Raw genomic sequence first — 16697 nt, forward strand, 5'->3', positions numbered from 1 at the left:
TATTTCATATCTACATTTTACCATATAACTATTCTTTTATTCTACTATAATAATAATATGTTTTTAATGCATACATTGTATGTCTATGAATTGCCATAATCTTCTGTTCTTTCTCTGCATCTATTCCTATAATCCTATTATATGTCATATGAATTAAACTAATATAAATTTTTTCTTTAGTACTATACAATCTTCCTTTGCTATCTTCCTCTTCAATTACACTCTTTATTTTACAAATAATTTCAGATTGCCTATCAACTAAATTCTTTACATCTTTATCTAATTTCATTTTATTTTTCGTGTAATCACATATTTCCATATATTTGTCCCTATTTTTTTTGAATTCATCCCTATATAAATTTTTATTAAACATCGAGTTTAATAAAATATATTGATTTTCAAAATTTAGTCCCAAATTTTCGAATAGATTCACACCACTAAGTAGTGCAAAATCCTCATCTTTAAAATCTATCATTTTCCTTGATTTTAAATTCATATACATTTCTAAAATTCGTGATTGTTCACAAAATAATTTTTCTACCTTCTCCATTACTATAGGACCACCATACCTTTCTAGTTCTCTAATATATGGATGCATCTCTATATTATATATTACCTTCTCGCTCTCTAATTTATTTATCCATCTTTCTACTTCTTTATATATACAATACACTTTACTCTCATCTAGACACTTTATTCTTAATCTTATATGATTTTTTTCATCTTTATACCTAATAAAAAATATATCATTTGCTAATTTATTTTTATTTAAAATTTCATTTAATTCAAAAATATATTTTCCTATCATCTCCATAGTTCTATTATTATCATAATATATTTTAAAATATATCCATTCACTAAATAAATTAAATTTTCTACGTTTATCATTAGATGAAATTTCTCCTTTTAATAAATCCACATCGCTTTTAATTTCTAATTTTTCAATTTTTTCTTTACTTTTTTCTTTACTTTTTTCTTCACTCATATTTTCATTATCCATTAATTGAAATACAAATTCTCCAATATATTTTCCTGTTCGAGTTTCTATCCATATTTCATCTTCACTAAACTCTTTTTCTTGTAAATATATTCTCTGCGAACTAGTTTTTATCATAAATCGTTTAATTATCTCTATATGTTCATTATTTTTCAAATCTATAATTAACTTATTATCATTTTCTGTTAAATATACGAATTGCGGTAACTGATAATTTTTTTTGTACTTCTCTAAAATTTCTTTTATAAATTCACTCTTATTTTTTATTCTGTCAAAATTACTCACATCTATTGACCAAGTCCTAGGATATAATATAACTTTCCCATATCTAATTTCTGGTAAATAATCAAATTCATCTAACCCTATATGAAATAATAACGATGCTATATTCCGCTGATTTTTATCTATCGAAATATCTCTTATAAATTTATATACCTTACTTACTCCAATTGAATTAGCCATATTATTTATTCCAATTTCTATTTTTTTATTTTTCTCTTTACTCTTTAAATAAAATTCATTTTCTTCTATTCCTACATATATATCATTTATATTTATTTTTTCTTTTTCATTATCCTCATCTAACAATATACTTATTTCCGCATCTCTAAATGCCTTATTTTGCATAACATTACTCATTCTAGATATACTATTTAATATTCGTAGTTCCGCATTTATTACTTCAGACTTAATATTTAATTTATTTTTAACCTCCTCATATATCTCATCCACTTCCATTATCATATCTGAAAATCGTCCCAAGCTTTTTCCAGCACAGCTAGATCCTATATTAGGTCCTAAATAAAATTTATATTTTCCTTCTTCTATATCGTCTATATTTTTTGCCACTAGACTCATAAAAACTTCTATTGAATCACTTTTCTTTTTCTTTCTTGTCTGATTTCTTTTTAATATTTCTTCTACGCTAGACTCTTTTAAATTAATGAAATTATTTTGTTTTTTTATATTTTCCATTATTAAATTTTTTATATATACTTTTATTTCTTCTATCTGTGGATAATAAAACGGCTCTTTTTCATCTTTATAATCAATTCCATCCACACTCTCAATAAGTTCTAACACATTAATTTCTCTAGCTTCTCCATATTTTTCAATAAATTTATTTTTAAATTTATTAATATCTTTCCCTGGAACTTCATCAAATGAACAATAACTTAGAAAATTAGCACACTCTTCAATTTCACTTTTTACTTTCTCTGTCAATTCAATATTGAATCCACCTCTCAAATCACTTTGTAAATAAACTCCATCTTCTATTTTTATCACGGCACTCATCTTATCACAAATTAAATCAAGCATATCTATTCCACTACCAACGGACATATTATCATATTTTTCTATCATTTTGTTTATATCAATTAATTTTTCTTTTATTTTACAATCCTTTATTTTTTTTATTAATTCCACTATTTGATTCTTACTATTTAAATTACCTCTTAATTCTGTAAATATAAATTCTTTTTCTAATAAATTCTCAATTAACCTTTCTAATAATATCTCATCAAAATTATCATTTATACTTTTAAAGTCTTCATATATATCTGTATATCTTGCTCCACTTTTAATTTTTTTCAATATATAACTTATATTATTAGAATTATTTATATATATAGTCCCCCTATTTCCTTCCCCATTAGCTATTTCACCATATGCTGAAATAAAACTATTCTTTATCTTATTTCCTTCATATACCAACGATTCATTTACATATATTTTTACTTCTTTATATTTTTTTTCTTCTAATTCTAGTTTTCTAACTAATTTTATGAACCATTTTCCATCAACTCTAGTTCTTTTCTTCATATTGTTACTATCGTATTTAGTCCTAGTTTCTCTTTTAAATTCTCCTATATTAATGTTTGAAAAAAAGCCATATGGCGTTGTCCTACTACTCATTCTTGCTAAATACTTATATATAGCTATCTTCACATCGCTATTATTTTCTTTATCTAAATCTATACTCTCAAATAGACTTCTACTTCCTAACTTAACTGCTTCTAAAAAAACCTCGTCCTTTAAAATAGCTTCTATATTATTTGTATTGTACATTTCACAAAATTTATCTACTGGTAATGTTGGAATTCTAACAAAAAATTTATTCATTAACTCATACATACTATATTCCTCCACGCCTCTCTATCTCTTCCATTATTGTATTTACAGAAAATAAATCTACATATATACTTAAAAATGTATCAATTCTATCATATTTATTATGTATATATCTATGTTTTCTTCTCATTTCTATAAATGCCTGTTGAAAATTCTCTTGAAATTTATTCAACTTTTCGTGTGGATAATCAATTGTTGCTGCTTCTCTATTTAAATGAAATTCTCCTCCTCGTTCTAATAAATTAATTCCAAACTCTATATCTTCTCCTCCCCAACTTTCAAATTTTTCATCAAATAATTCACCTTTTAATAAAAAGTCTCTGCTTACCGAAAAATTTGTTCCCCAAAATACTATCCAAGGTGATTTCCATTTATAAATTTCTTCTCCATGCTTTTCATATAAAAATTCTCTCATATCTTTTATATTTAATTCCTTGATTTTCTTCAAACTTTCTTCCATATTTTCCAAATCTATATTTTCTATCATTATTTTATTATTTTCATTAAACTGACTAAATCCATATACATAACCTATAACAATTATATTTTTCTTTTTATGAGCTTCAATATGATTCTCCAAAAAATTTTCTGTTAATATTTGACCACAATCAATAAAAATACAAATTTCTCCACTGGCATTTATCGCTCCTATATTTCTAGCTCTTGAAACTCTAAACCCTAAATCTTCCTGAAAAAAATATTTAATATTTTTTCTATTCCATTCCTCTGAAATCATCTTCCGTGTTTCATCAGTTGATCCATCATCTACAATAATAATTTCTATTTCTTCTAAATTGTATTTTTGTTTTTCTATACTTCTTAATGTTTTTCTTAATAATTCACATCTATTATATGTCGGCACTATTATTGTTGCTTTATACCTTTTCATTTTTCATCTCCTCTATAAACCCTAATATTTCCTCTATACTTCTATTATCAAAAAATTCTTTTTTTATTTCTCTCATTCTCCTTTTATATTCCTCTATATCTTTTAAAATCTTTTCAATGCATTCTCCATTTAATTCCTCAGTCCTTACAACTTCACCAATTCTATATTTTTTAATATTATATCCATTATAATATTGGTCAAAATCTATCGGTGTAATTATCATCGGAACTTCATATTTTATTGATTCCATTACCGTATTATATCCTCCAGATGAAAAAATCAATTTTGCCTTTTTTAAAATTTTTTCCTGATTGACGAATTTTCTAATTATTATATTATTTTCATTTGAACTATATTTAAATTTACATGGTATTGATATAATTACATTTATTTTTTGACCTGCAAATATTTTTATAATTTTTTTATAATACTCAATATCTTGCACTAAAAACGATCCACTGCTAATATAGATTAAATCCAGTTCACTTTCTAATACTCTATTTATTTCATCATCAAATTTCTCATCAAACTTAATTTTATTATTTATATTAAACAATCTGTAATTTCTGCTTTTATCTTCATATTGAAAAGGTTTCCCAAAGAATCCAAAACTATATTTATCTTCACAGTTAACCACATATGTAGGACTTATATACGGTACTCCATATTTCATTGAATTTTCTTTACATTTACTTTTAATTCTTAAATATATTTTTTCATCAAACTTTTCAATAATATTTTTATTCACCCTATTATAAAAAGGTAAATATTTTTTAGGATTATTTATAAATTTTTCTTCTGAAATTGTCATCATTGTATTAAATGCCATTGATTGAATATTTAATTTTTTAGCTAGAAAATATCCATTTATTGCACTAAAATCACGAATTATAAATTTTGCTCCTATAGACTTCAGTTCTTCATAAGATTCATCTAAAATATCTTTATAATATTCTAACAATCTTTTATTTTGATGAACCATACATTCTTCATATTCTTCTTTATTCTTACAACTTTCAAAACTTCTTATTTCAAATCCATTTATTTCACTACTTATAAATATATCTTTTCTTTCCTTTATTTCATGAAATATAATATCCTCATTTAAATATTTCTTAAATTCAGAACTTCCCCAATAATGTATTATAAATTTTTCACTCAATATTTTTATAACATCTAAGCTCATATTAAAACTACTTTTTGCATACCATCCACAAATAATAATTTTCTCCATTTTTTCTCCTTATTCATCAATAGGAATCTACACTTTGTAGATTCCTATCTTTTAATTATTTATTATTTACATGCTGGCCCATATGTCGCACAATTGCTTCCACATCCTGTTGTTTGTACTGTTCCAAAACAACTTCCTGTATGAATACATGATCTTGAATCTTCTTCATCATTTATAACTTCTAATTCAAAATCAAAATTTCCATCTAACTTTAATTCTTTCATGCTTTTCCCTCCTTTTTCATTCATATAAAACTTAGTATCTTTTTCCATTTTATTATTTTTTTAAATATTAAACTTGTCCTATGGTATTTATTTACATGCTGGTCCATATGTCGAACAATTACTTCCACACCCTGTTGTTTGTACTGTTCCAAAGCAACTACTTGTGTGAATACATGATCTTGAATCTTCTTTATCATTTATAACTTCTAATTCAAAATCAAAATTTCCATCTAATTTTAATTCCTTCATTTCTCTCCACCCCCTTTTATAAATTATATATTTTATAAAAAATTATCTATAAAACAAATTTTACTATTTCATTTTATAAAATAACTATAAAATAACTTTTCAACACTAGTCCAACTACATTATTATTTAATCAATAAATATTTTTTTATATCTCCTGATTCATATAAGTAATCATGTAGTGCTAGTCCAATTCCCAATGTCCCTTCTAAAATATTTATCTTATTATATATTTTCATTTCAGCCCCATTTAAATTGCTTACTTTATCATAAAATCCAAATATACTTTCTTCCTCAAAGCATTTTATTATTTCATCTACTATTTCTTCTGATCGCTTTTTAAACAAACTCATCCCAGTTTCTCTATACATCTCTAAAAATATCATCAAAAGTCCTGAATATCCATGACATACTATTCCAAGGTTTAGCTTATAGCAATTTACATCTTTTTCTGCTAATTTTATCAATGCATCTAAGCCAATTTTCTCTACATTCGTTTCTTTCATAATTTTCCCTGTTAAATATAATGCTCTTGCTATTCCTGGTGTACCATAACACCAAGTATCTTTTTTAGATAAATTTTCATTTTTTCTCTTTCTTATATAACTTTGTCCATCTAACATAGCTGGCCAATAAATTGATTTAGCAACCTCGTCATGATGTCTATATTCTATAAATTCTTGCATCAATCTATTAATAGCTTCTTCTATTCCATCAACTCTAATTCCATTTTCTTTAATTAATCCTAATGTTACCATTATTCCAGCTATTCCATGTGATACACTAAAATTAACTACACCATCTTTGTATTGTTTTTTCTCCACATCATCTATAATCTCTTCATTTTTAATATGATATTTAGGAATCCGAACACCTTTATACTCTTTTAACTCTGTTAATCTAATTAAATATTCTGCACCTTTAATTATCAGTTCATTATTATTTCTATAATCTTTATATTCAAGTAAATATCTTAAAACTGACGTTACTCCTAATATACAATCATAATCACTATATCTTACTTTTCCTTGTTCAATATTTTTTTCTACTAAATTTATTTTAGCTCTGAAACTCTTTTCTACCATCTTATTTAACTCTAATTTTATATCTTCTGTTTCTATTTTCTTAACATTTAATCTATCAGCAACATATTCTATCCCACTAAATCCGAATAAAAACGAGCCCATCTCAAATAAAAACTCTCTTCTCTTTGAAACGTTTTCAATCATTTCTTGAAAATATATTTTTAACGCTCTATTTACTTCTATATCATTAACTTCTAAACATTCACAAATAAATAATACAATTGTTGGAAATCCAGAAGCTAAAGTATTTCCCCTGAAATCATCACTTTCTTTTAATTTCTCAAAATATTTATTCTCTTCTAAAATATCATTCTTAATTCTATTCAAAATCAATTTTATTTTTTCTTCTCTTTCCATTTTACTTCTCCTTCCACTTTTATAAGACTTATTTTAATTTGTACTATTATATATAGAATAATATTCTCCTTCCTTTTTTATTAATTCCTCATGGTTCCCATCTTCAACCAAATCACCTTGTTTTAATACTAATATTCTATTTCCTACTTTATATTTGAGTAGTTTATGCGTGATTATAATTCCAATCCTATCTTGTGTAAGCCTTTTCATTTTTTCATATAATTCTTTTTCTGAAACTGGATCTAATGCTGAACTAGCTTCGTCCAATAAATACATATCTGCATTTCTGTAAAATGCTCTTGCTAATGCTAGTTTTTGCCACTCTCCTCCTGATAATTGTAATCCCCCTTCAAACCAACTACCAACCCTCTGTTCATATCTATCTTTTAATTTATCTATAAATTTATCTGCTCCCGCAATCATCGCAGCTTCTATTATTTCTTTATTTTCACTCTTTCTATTAATATCACCATAGTGTATATTTTCTTTTACCGATTCTTGGTATTGTATAAAATCTTGAAAAACCACACCTATATGCTTCATTACCGACTCTCTTGAAAATTTTTTCATATTAATATTATTAATTAATATTTCCCCTTCATATTCATCATATAATCCACTTAAAATTTTTATCAATGTACTTTTTCCAGAACCATTTCTTCCTATTAGTAAAACAGTCTCACCTTTTTTTATTACTAAATTTATATTCTTCAATGCAAATTTTTCTTTATCTTTATATCTATAACTAACATTTTTAAATTCAATACTCTCAATTTTCGTAAGTTCCTCATCTTCTTCATTACCATTTATTTCTTCTAATTCTATGAACTCCAGTAAATACTTACTATATAAGCCACTTTGATTTAACGCATATATATTACTTGTTATACTTTTTATAGAGTTTTCAGTAATTGAAGTTGCTTTTGTTATTTCCAATATTGTTCCGATTAAAATTATATTTAAAACGCCTTCCCAAATCGCTAATCCATTAATTATCATTACAATTACATAGCAAACTATTTGAAATTTTGTATTTAGAATAATCTTTTTTTTCGATATCTCTATATTTTTAGAAAAAATATACTCTTTAATTATTAAAAATTTTTCTACTAACTCTTTACCTAATCCAAAAATTTTTATTTCTTTTATTGATTGATCTTTTGTTAATAAAAAATTTATGTACCATGCTTTTCTTTCAAATTTAGTTCTTGTTACATATATTTCTTTTTCCTTTTTTGATATTTTTTTATAATGTTTTATCATCATAACTGGTAATAAAACTATAATTATACTTATCCACCATTTCCATTTAACTAATATTATGGTCGCAAATACTAATGACATAATATTAGTTATCGTTGATAAAATAACTTTGAAAATTAAATATGGTCTAAATGCTGCTTCTCCTTCTGCTCTTTGTAAATTGTCATATGTTTTAGAATCTTCATAATCTCGCAAACTAAGATTTAATGTTTTTTTTAATAAATTATAATTAATTTTATAACTTAATCTACTTTCTGTTATCTCATTTATATATTCGCTATATTGAATTAATAATTTTGCTATAATACTATATACCATAAGGCTTAAAAAAATTATTACTATTTCATCTACTTTTTCATTGCTTTGAATACTATTAAAAAGGATTTTATTTATAAACACTCCTACTATTGGTAATATTCCTAATAATGCTGATAAAACAATACTTAAAATTAATAGTCTAGGTTCATTTTTAAAAATATGATACATTATTTTTTTTACATTTATTAAATTTTCTTTCATATCTATCCTCCTATTTAATATTACCATTTATTTTTTTTTTTTTGTAAATACTTTCCTTAATTTTTTTTATATAAAATCCTACTTCTATTTTAAAATCAATAAAAAGAGGGTGTCTCTGAATGAAGTTTTTAAACTTCCTCAGAGACACCCTTTTTTATCCATTTTCATTTCAAAAATAGTTATCTAGAATAATTTGGAACGCAGCAAATAGGCTATCTAGTGAGATAACCTTTAAATTCCAGTAGTTCTTATTTTATGCAGCTTCGCTTCCGTGAAGCCATGTTTTAGTTCGATTTTGTTGCGATTTATTAAATAATTTATTTATATTATATCCAAATACTAATAATAAAAATTCTACTTTTATATTTGCCATTCCTCGTGTGAAAAATCGTCTAAATCTATAATCTTCTTTTAATACTCCAAAAGCACCTTCAACTTGAATAGCTCTATTTTTTCTTAATAAAATTCCACGAGAAGATACTATATTTTTTTCAGATTGAGCTCTTTTTGCTAAAAAGTTTTTAGAAATATGTAATTGTCTATTTCCTTTTGCACGAGTACACTTTTGTTTATACTCACAATCCGAGCAAGTTTCACATTCATAAATTGTAAGTAATGCTTCAAAGCCGGATTTTGTTCTTTTTATTTTACTATTTATTGGCAGTAACTTTCTTCCTTTAGCACAAATATAATAATCTTCTTGCTCAGAATAAAACATATTCTCTCTTCGACGAATATCTTTTTTAAATTTTCGTGTTTCTTTTATTTTATAATTTTGAGGCTTTATGTATGGAGTATATTCATTTTATCTAAGTACTCTAGATTTTCTTCACTTTCGTACCCGGAATCGGTAATAACATTTTCAAATTTAGTAGGAAGATTTTCTTCAAGTTTATCTAGAAATGGAATTAACGTTAATTGATCTGAACGTTCTGATGAAACATCTACACCCACAATATATTCTGCTTCAACTCCGATTTGAATATTATATCCCAGTTTTAATTGGCTATTTTTCATATGATCTTCTTTCATATGCATAAATGTAGCATCTACATCTGTCTTTGAAAAACTATTTCGGCCATCAAACTGTTGGTTATATTTATTGTATTTTTTCTGCTTTTCAATAAATTCTTCTAACAATTCTATGCTTTTCTGCAATTGACTTTTACGTTTACCCTTTCCACTTACAAATTTCACTTGATTTTTTAATTTTATCTCGTTTAATTGAGAGTGTAATTCTTCGATAGCTTCTAGAAAAGCAGTATCGGCAAAATCAGTTAGACTTAAATTGAATTTTGAAAGTATTTCAGGTATGTTTTTTTGAATTTTTTCTTTTAATTTAGCTTCATATTTCTCAGTAGATTTTTTCCAAACAAATGTATAACGATTAGCATTAGCTTCAATTTTTGTTCCATCAATAAAAATATTTTGATATTGAATTTCTTCTTTTTCAGCTAATTTAATAACTAACTGGTTAAATAAATCATCAATACAACTTGAAAGTTTTTGACTACGAAATCGAGCGATAGCATTATGATCAGGAGCTTCTTCGCCACACAAAAGCCAGATAAAATTTATATCTCTATTGCATGCTTTTTCTAAATCACGAGATGAATAAATTTTCTCCATAAAACCATAAATTAATATTCTAAATAAAGTCTTTGGTGAAATTACAGATTTCCTACCTCTTTTATCATAGGTTTGGTTTAATTTGTCATAATTTAGTTTCTCCGTTACTTCATAAAGTAACCTCACCGAAGAATCTTCTGGAATATTATATTTTCTTTCAATATTAAATTCTGTTTGATTAAATAAAATTTTTTCTTCTTTAAATATGTGATTAGTTTACGCAAAAAAAGCAAACCTTAATCGGTTTGCTTTTTAGAATTCGGGCAAATCTCAAAATTTATTTTGAGACAGCCCCTTTCATATTTCTATTTAATTATCATTTCCTATTTTATTTGCTGCTATGACAAACGGAGTCCAGATTAATACTGAAAGAAGTAATAATGCTGCTGCAAGTATACCTGCTTTTATATCACCATTTGTTGCTAACACTGCATGGAATACTGGTGGCGTAACCCATGGAAGCTCTGCACATAACTTGGATACCATTCCCGCTTCTGTGACAAAATATGCTATAGCAATACAGATTGGTGGTGTAATTACAAATGGTATGAAGTAAATTGGGTTTAATACAAGTGGTAATCCAAAGATTACTGGTTCATTTATATTAAAACATCCTGGTGCAATAGCTAGTTTTGCAAGTTCTCTTGATTCTTGCTTCTTAGAGAATATGAAGATAGCAATTAATAATGCTAAAGTTCCTCCAGATCCTCCTGGCATAGCGTATACGTCAACAAAGTTTCTTGTTAAAGTATGAACTGCATCATTTCCTGCAGCTACTGCTTCCATATTTTGATATAATGTTGGCTTGTACATTGTATTTAAAGCCGGTTCTACCATATTTAGTCCATGTAAACCAAAGAACCATAATAATTGCGATAATAAAATTAAGAAAATATAAGTTACTGGTGATTGTCCAAGGTTTATTAATGGATCTTGAATAGCTTTTTCTATAACAGCTTTAAAATCCATTCCCGCAAAGTTTATACTTATTGAATGAATTATACCAGCTAATGCAACTACTACAATTGCAGGAATAACCGCTGCAAATGCTTTTGATACTGCTGGTGGCACTTGCTCAGGCATTTTTATTGTAAATCCTTTTTTGGTAAGTTTAACAAAAATCCATCCCCCAATCATAGCAACTAACATTGCTGTAAACATCGCTGTCGAGTTAAATGATGAATAGTTAATTACCCCCCACTGTACACCTTCTATAGCTTTTTCTGCGCCTTCTGGTGTAATAGAAACTTTAGCTGCATCTGGAACTATTGTTAGGAATGCTCCTAAACTAACTAAAGCAGTTGCAAAAGGATCAACTTCTTCTGCTCTACCATATGCATAAGCAATAGCAATTACTAAGAATATTGATGTTAATGCAATAGTCCCCCACCACATATTTCCAAGTATTGGTTGAATATACTTAGTTAAAAATGGTTGAATATTTTGTGCATATGCATCCATTTTATTTAATTTTTCACCGAAAACCGATGTGTCTCTTACAAGTGCATTTAATACTAGTGATCCCATGGCACCAGCCATAGCAATCGGTAATGTTGATATAAATCCGTCTCTTAAAGCGCATAATTGTTTTTGTCTACCTATACGCTCAGCTACTGGCATAAGAAATTTTTCTAAGCCTGCAGCTAATTTGTCCATAAATTTCATTTCATTTCCCCCTTATATACTTTTATTTATATATAATTGCTTTTTACTTTGAAATAAGTGCCGTAATTTCAAAATATAAGCTATACATACCATAGTTTATTAATTACACGAATTTGACCATTAAATTACAGTGTAATCTAGTTTTAATAATTTTTTGCTAAAAATATGAAAATATGAAAACAACCCTCTAATTCCTGTAAGCCCAACTTCACAAGTTAATCTAACAGTTTTATTTTTTTCTATATCTATGTTTAAAACATTACTTTTAGCTCCTAAAACTTTAATAAATATTTTATGATTTCCCTTTTTAAGATTTAACACCTTTCTAGCATCATCTCTTATTAAGGTAACCTTTTCATCGTTAACATAAACAGTGTAATCTAAAAGCCCTAGCATATGATTTCCTGGTCTAGTTAAGATAATATCTCCCATAACTTTAGCCTCTATTTTATATATTGTTCTATCTGAGGCATTATTTTTGCCATATTCTTTAATCCAAAATCAACTGGTTTTAAAGTTACATGAGGTACATTTACTGCTTCTAATTCAGCTTTAACCTTTTTTTCTACTAGCATTAACTCAGGTGCTATAATTGCTACCTTTATATCTCCACCTGCAAGAGCTTCTCCCATAGTTTTCTCTGTCCCAAAAACCCACTCTATTGGATAATTATTTTTCTCTGCGTATTCTACTGCAACTCTTTCAAAAGCCTTAGCTTGTCCCGTTCCTTTTGATAATACTAATACTTTACTCATTTAAAACATCTCCTTTTACTTTTACTTCCTTTAAAAGTATATTCATCATAATAGAAGTTATGACTAATCTATTAATTTATTTAATAAATATATCATACTATTTCTTTTTTGTATATATTTTACTTTTTGTAAATACTGTTTTTTCTACAAATTTTTGTTTTGTTATTTTTAGTGAACTTTTTATAAATTTTAGTAATTATTTACACTCTTATTCTATAATAAATTTTTGACAATGTAAACATTTTTATGAAATTTTTATGAATTTTTCTAACTTTTTTTGTATCTTTTATATATTTTTTCATAGAAATAGCATAACCTGAGTACTTTACAGGCTATGCTACTTTAAAAATTTTATATATTTTTTTCTATTTCATTTCTAATTTCTTTTATAAACTGGAAACTGTTTAAAACTTTTGGATTTTTAAATTCAGTTATTAAAGCCATATCTTTTGTCATTTTTCCATCTTCAATAACTCTTATTGATGCTTTCTCTAACTGTTCTGCAAAGTTACTTAACTCTACATTATTATCAAGTTCTCCACGCTTTCTTAATGCACCACTCCATGCAAATATAGTTGCAATAGAATTTGTTGAAGTTTCCTCGCCTTTTAAATGTTTATAAAAATGTCTTTGAACTGTCCCATGTGCTGCTTCATATTCATAATATCCTTCTGGTGATACTAAAACTGATGTCATCATTGCAAGTGAACCAAAAGCTGTTGCTATCATATCACTCATTACATCTCCATCATAATTTTTGCAAGCCCATATAAAGCCACCCTCTGATTTTATAACTCTTGCTACAGCATCATCTATTAATGTATAAAAATATTCTATACCTAAACTTTCAAATTTTTCTTTATATTCTTTTTCAAATGTTTCTTCGAATATATCTTTAAATGTATGATCATATTTTTTTGAAATAGTATCTTTAGTTGAAAACCATAAATCTAATTTAGTATCTAATGCATAATTAAAACAACTTCTTGCAAAACTTTCAATTGATTTATATTTATTATGCATTCCTAAAACTATCCCCTTCTCATTAAAATCAAAAATAGTTTCTCTAGTTTCTTTTCCTTCTTTATTAGTAAATACTAATTCACATAAACCTTCTTCTTCTATTTTCATTTCTACATCCTTATAAATATCTCCATAAGCATGTCTTGCAATTGTTATAGGCTTGTTCCATGTCTTCACATAAGGCTTTACGTTATTTACTAATATTGGTGCTCTAAATACAGTTCCATCTAAAATCGCTCTAATAGTTCCATTAGGACTTTTCCACATTTCTGTTAGATTATATTCTTCTACTCTTTGTTTATTTGGAGTTATTGTTGCACATTTTACTCCAACACCATATTTTTTTATTGCCTCTGCGGCTTCTACTGTTACTTTATCTTTTGTTTTTTCTCTATACTCTAGCCCTAAATCATAATACTCTGTGTTTAGTTCTATAAAAGGCTCTAAAAGTTCTTCCTTTATAGCCTTCCATAAAACTCTTGTCATTTCATCACCATTCATTTCAACTAATGGTGTACTCATTTTTATTTTACTCATATAATCGCCCCCTAAACTTTTTGTTTAAAGTGATTATATATTAAATTTACTTTTTTTTCAATTTATGTATTATTTTAATACGCAAACTTCTACACCTTCTTTTATATGACCACCTTTAATAACTTTTGAAAAAGTTCCATAAACAGGCATAATACATCTTCCAACTCTATGGAAAATTTCACATTCATTATGACACTTCTTTCCTATCTGAGTTATTTCAAGTATAGCATCTCCAACCTTTAATTGTGTCCCTATTTCTAATTCATTAACCTTAATTCCTTCAATAACTAAATTTTCTCCAAAGTCTCCAAATACAACATTTCCGCCTTCTTTATTAAAATCATCAATTTTATCTACATTTAAAAGACTAACTTGCCTATGCCAATTTCCTCCATGAGCATCACCTTCTAATCCAAATCCTTCTACAAGATTAATTTCCGGTATTCTTTTCTTAGCCGTTCCCTTTTTTTCACTTTTGCAAATTGCTCTTACTTTTCCCATCTTTTTATCCTCCAATTTCATTCATATTTCTTACTTCTTCATTCTCATCTTGTTTGTTGAATAAATACATTTCTGGTTTATTGTATATTCCACTTTCTATTACCTTTAAAAGTTTTTCTTCATTTTCATCTCTTAAAACTTTTTTTAAGTTAATATCACTTTTCCAATTTAAACATTGTTTAAGCATTCCATCTGTAGTTATTCTTATTCTATTACAATCTTCACAAAAACAATTACTCATTGCACTAATAAATCCAATTTTTCCTGTATATCCTTCTATTTTTATATATTTTGCAGGACCATCTTTTTTATTTCTTTCTATAACTTCTATATTTAATTCATTTTCCTTCAAAATCTCTAAAATTTCTTCATTTGAAACACCCTTAAAGTTTTTCCCTTCACCTATAGGCATAAGTTCAATGAATCTTAATGCAATATCCTTATCTCTTGTAAAATTCACAAGACTTAATATTTCATTTTTATTTAATTCTTCAACAACAACTGTATTTATTTTTACCTTCATTCCAAGATTTATTGCTTTATCTATACTTCTTAAAACTTTATTGATATCTCCACATCTTGTTATTTCTTTAAACTTTTCTTCATTTAATGTATCTAAACTTATGTTTAATGCCTTAACTCCATGTTCTTTAAAGAAATCTAACTTTTCTTCTAGAAGAATTCCATTTGTTGTTAATGCAATTTCTTCAATTCCATTAACTTTATTTATTCCTTCAATTAATCCTTCAATATCTTTTCTAACTAAAGGCTCTCCCCCTGTTAATCTTACTTTTCTGATTCCAAGCTTTGCACTAGCTTTAATTACTTCTATAACTTCATCCTTAGTTAACTTGTCTTCTGATTCAAAAAACTTGTTACCTTTAGCTGGCATACAATAAACACATCTTAAATTACATCTATCTGTTAATGATACTCTAATGTAGTCTACTGTTCTGCCGAATTTATCTTTCAAACTCTCCACCTCTTACTTAATAGAAAAAGTCTCCACTTTTTCCACCTTTCTTACTTTTTAAATGAACCTCTGTTATTTTTATTCTTTTATCTACTGCTTTACACATATCATATATTGTTAAAGCTGCAATTGAAACTCCTGTTAAAGCCTCCATTTCAACTCCTGTTTTATCTGTAAGCTTTGCCATTCCTTCAATATCTATTGCACATTCCTCTTCATTTATAGAAAAGTTTATATAACAACCTTTTATCATTATTGGGTGACACATAGGAATTAAATCCGATGTTTTTTTCATCCCCATTATTCCAGCAACTCTTGCTACTCCTAAAACATCACCTTTTCCTATTTCACCTTTTTTAATTAAATCTAAAGTTTCAGGGCTTACTAAAACTTTTCCTACTGCAACTGCAATTCTTTCAGTATCTTTTTTTCCTGAAACATCTACCATAACAGCATTTCCATTTTTATCAAAGTGAGTTAAACCATTATCCATTTTATTCCCCCTTTCCAAAAGAACAATGTGGGAACGTACATACTTTACAATCAATTAAACATTGACCACCATGTCCAAGTGCACTTATATCTCTTCTTTTTAATTTTTCATCTGCTAATATTCTAGGAAGAACTAAATCAAATATTGTTCTTTTTGAATACATTACACATCCTG

14 protein-coding genes and 2 pseudogenes are annotated in these 16697 nt (G+C 26.5%); all 16 read right to left on the reverse strand.

What is annotated here, in order from left to right; genetic code table 11:
- Nucleotides 1-28 precede the first annotated feature (28 nt).
- Nucleotides 29-3133 carry a lantibiotic dehydratase gene (locus ACRDDY_RS01180; RefSeq protein WP_438563139.1) on the reverse strand — a complete coding sequence of 1035 codons (3105 nt, stop codon included), beginning with the start codon at nt 3131-3133 and terminating at the stop codon, nt 29-31.
- Nucleotide 3134: 1 nt separating this feature from the next.
- The gene (locus ACRDDY_RS01185; RefSeq protein WP_438563140.1) at nt 3135-4019 is read right to left on the reverse strand and encodes a glycosyltransferase; all 885 of its coding nucleotides are present in this window, start codon (nt 4017-4019) and stop codon (nt 3135-3137) included.
- Entirely contained in the window at nt 4006-5253 is a 1248-nt protein-coding gene (locus ACRDDY_RS01190) for a glycosyltransferase (protein WP_438563141.1), read from the reverse strand. The genes ACRDDY_RS01185 and ACRDDY_RS01190 overlap by 14 nt, the downstream gene beginning before the upstream one ends.
- Nucleotides 5254-5315: 62 nt before the next feature.
- Entirely contained in the window at nt 5316-5477 is a 162-nt protein-coding gene (locus tag ACRDDY_RS01195; protein WP_438563142.1) for a hypothetical protein, read from the reverse strand.
- Nucleotides 5478-5564: 87 nt separating this feature from the next.
- Nucleotides 5565-5726: a hypothetical protein gene (locus ACRDDY_RS01200; protein ID WP_438563143.1), complete on the reverse strand. Its 162-nt coding sequence runs from the start codon at nt 5724-5726 to the stop codon at nt 5565-5567.
- Nucleotides 5727-5848: 122 nt separating this feature from the next.
- Entirely contained in the window at nt 5849-7165 is a 1317-nt protein-coding gene (locus tag ACRDDY_RS01205; RefSeq protein ID WP_438563144.1) for a lanthionine synthetase C family protein, read from the reverse strand.
- A gap of 33 nt (nt 7166-7198) precedes the next feature.
- Nucleotides 7199-8947, reverse strand: coding sequence for an ABC transporter ATP-binding protein (locus ACRDDY_RS01210; RefSeq protein WP_438563145.1), 1749 nt, complete (start codon nt 8945-8947; stop codon nt 7199-7201).
- 253 nt (nt 8948-9200) lie between these two features.
- Nucleotides 9201-10765 (reverse strand): annotated as a pseudogene (locus tag ACRDDY_RS01215) (IS1182 family transposase).
- A gap of 120 nt (nt 10766-10885) precedes the next feature.
- Nucleotides 10886-12241: a PTS sugar transporter subunit IIC gene (locus tag ACRDDY_RS01220; protein WP_438563146.1), complete on the reverse strand. Its 1356-nt coding sequence runs from the start codon at nt 12239-12241 to the stop codon at nt 10886-10888.
- 120 nt (nt 12242-12361) lie between these two features.
- Complete coding sequence (locus ACRDDY_RS01225) at nt 12362-12673, reverse strand: hypothetical protein (protein WP_438563147.1); 312 nt, start codon at nt 12671-12673, stop codon at nt 12362-12364.
- Nucleotides 12674-12684: 11 nt separating this feature from the next.
- A complete protein-coding gene (locus ACRDDY_RS01230) occupies nt 12685-12996 on the reverse strand; it encodes a hypothetical protein (RefSeq protein ID WP_438563148.1) in 312 nt (103 codons plus the stop codon).
- A 351-nt stretch (nt 12997-13347) separates the two neighbouring features.
- Entirely contained in the window at nt 13348-14556 is a 1209-nt protein-coding gene (locus ACRDDY_RS01235) for an NADP-dependent isocitrate dehydrogenase (RefSeq protein ID WP_438563149.1), read from the reverse strand.
- Between the two features lie 69 nt (nt 14557-14625).
- Nucleotides 14626-15057: an MOSC domain-containing protein gene (locus ACRDDY_RS01240; protein ID WP_438563150.1), complete on the reverse strand. Its 432-nt coding sequence runs from the start codon at nt 15055-15057 to the stop codon at nt 14626-14628.
- Between the two features lie 4 nt (nt 15058-15061).
- Complete coding sequence (gene moaA / locus ACRDDY_RS01245; RefSeq protein WP_438563151.1) at nt 15062-16030, reverse strand: GTP 3',8-cyclase MoaA; 969 nt, start codon at nt 16028-16030, stop codon at nt 15062-15064.
- Between the two features lie 16 nt (nt 16031-16046).
- The gene (moaC, locus tag ACRDDY_RS01250) at nt 16047-16523 is read right to left on the reverse strand and encodes a cyclic pyranopterin monophosphate synthase MoaC (protein ID WP_438563152.1); all 477 of its coding nucleotides are present in this window, start codon (nt 16521-16523) and stop codon (nt 16047-16049) included.
- Between the two features lies 1 nt (nt 16524).
- Nucleotides 16525-16697 (reverse strand): annotated as a pseudogene (locus ACRDDY_RS01255) (molybdopterin-binding protein); the annotation flags it as partial.

The organism is Clostridium sp., assembly GCF_051656525.1.
GTDB lineage: Bacteria > Bacillota > Clostridia > Clostridiales > Clostridiaceae > Clostridium.

Coding starts and splice junctions, on each gene's coding strand:
- ACRDDY_RS01180 (WP_438563139.1), bottom strand. CDS start 3,133: ATGTATGAGTTAATGAATAAATTTTTTGTTAGAATTCCAACATTACCA.
- ACRDDY_RS01185 (WP_438563140.1), bottom strand. CDS start 4,019: ATGAAAAGGTATAAAGCAACAATAATAGTGCCGACATATAATAGATGT.
- ACRDDY_RS01190 (WP_438563141.1), bottom strand. CDS start 5,253: ATGGAGAAAATTATTATTTGTGGATGGTATGCAAAAAGTAGTTTTAAT.
- ACRDDY_RS01195 (WP_438563142.1), bottom strand. CDS start 5,477: ATGAAAGAATTAAAGTTAGATGGAAATTTTGATTTTGAATTAGAAGTT.
- ACRDDY_RS01200 (WP_438563143.1), bottom strand. CDS start 5,726: ATGAAGGAATTAAAATTAGATGGAAATTTTGATTTTGAATTAGAAGTT.
- ACRDDY_RS01205 (WP_438563144.1), bottom strand. CDS start 7,165: ATGGAAAGAGAAGAAAAAATAAAATTGATTTTGAATAGAATTAAGAAT.
- ACRDDY_RS01210 (WP_438563145.1), bottom strand. CDS start 8,947: ATGAAAGAAAATTTAATAAATGTAAAAAAAATAATGTATCATATTTTT.
- ACRDDY_RS01220 (WP_438563146.1), bottom strand. CDS start 12,241: ATGAAATTTATGGACAAATTAGCTGCAGGCTTAGAAAAATTTCTTATG.
- ACRDDY_RS01225 (WP_438563147.1), bottom strand. CDS start 12,673: ATGGGAGATATTATCTTAACTAGACCAGGAAATCATATGCTAGGGCTT.
- ACRDDY_RS01230 (WP_438563148.1), bottom strand. CDS start 12,996: ATGAGTAAAGTATTAGTATTATCAAAAGGAACGGGACAAGCTAAGGCT.
- ACRDDY_RS01235 (WP_438563149.1), bottom strand. CDS start 14,556: ATGAGTAAAATAAAAATGAGTACACCATTAGTTGAAATGAATGGTGAT.
- ACRDDY_RS01240 (WP_438563150.1), bottom strand. CDS start 15,057: ATGGGAAAAGTAAGAGCAATTTGCAAAAGTGAAAAAAAGGGAACGGCT.
- moaC (WP_438563152.1), bottom strand. CDS start 16,523: ATGGATAATGGTTTAACTCACTTTGATAAAAATGGAAATGCTGTTATG.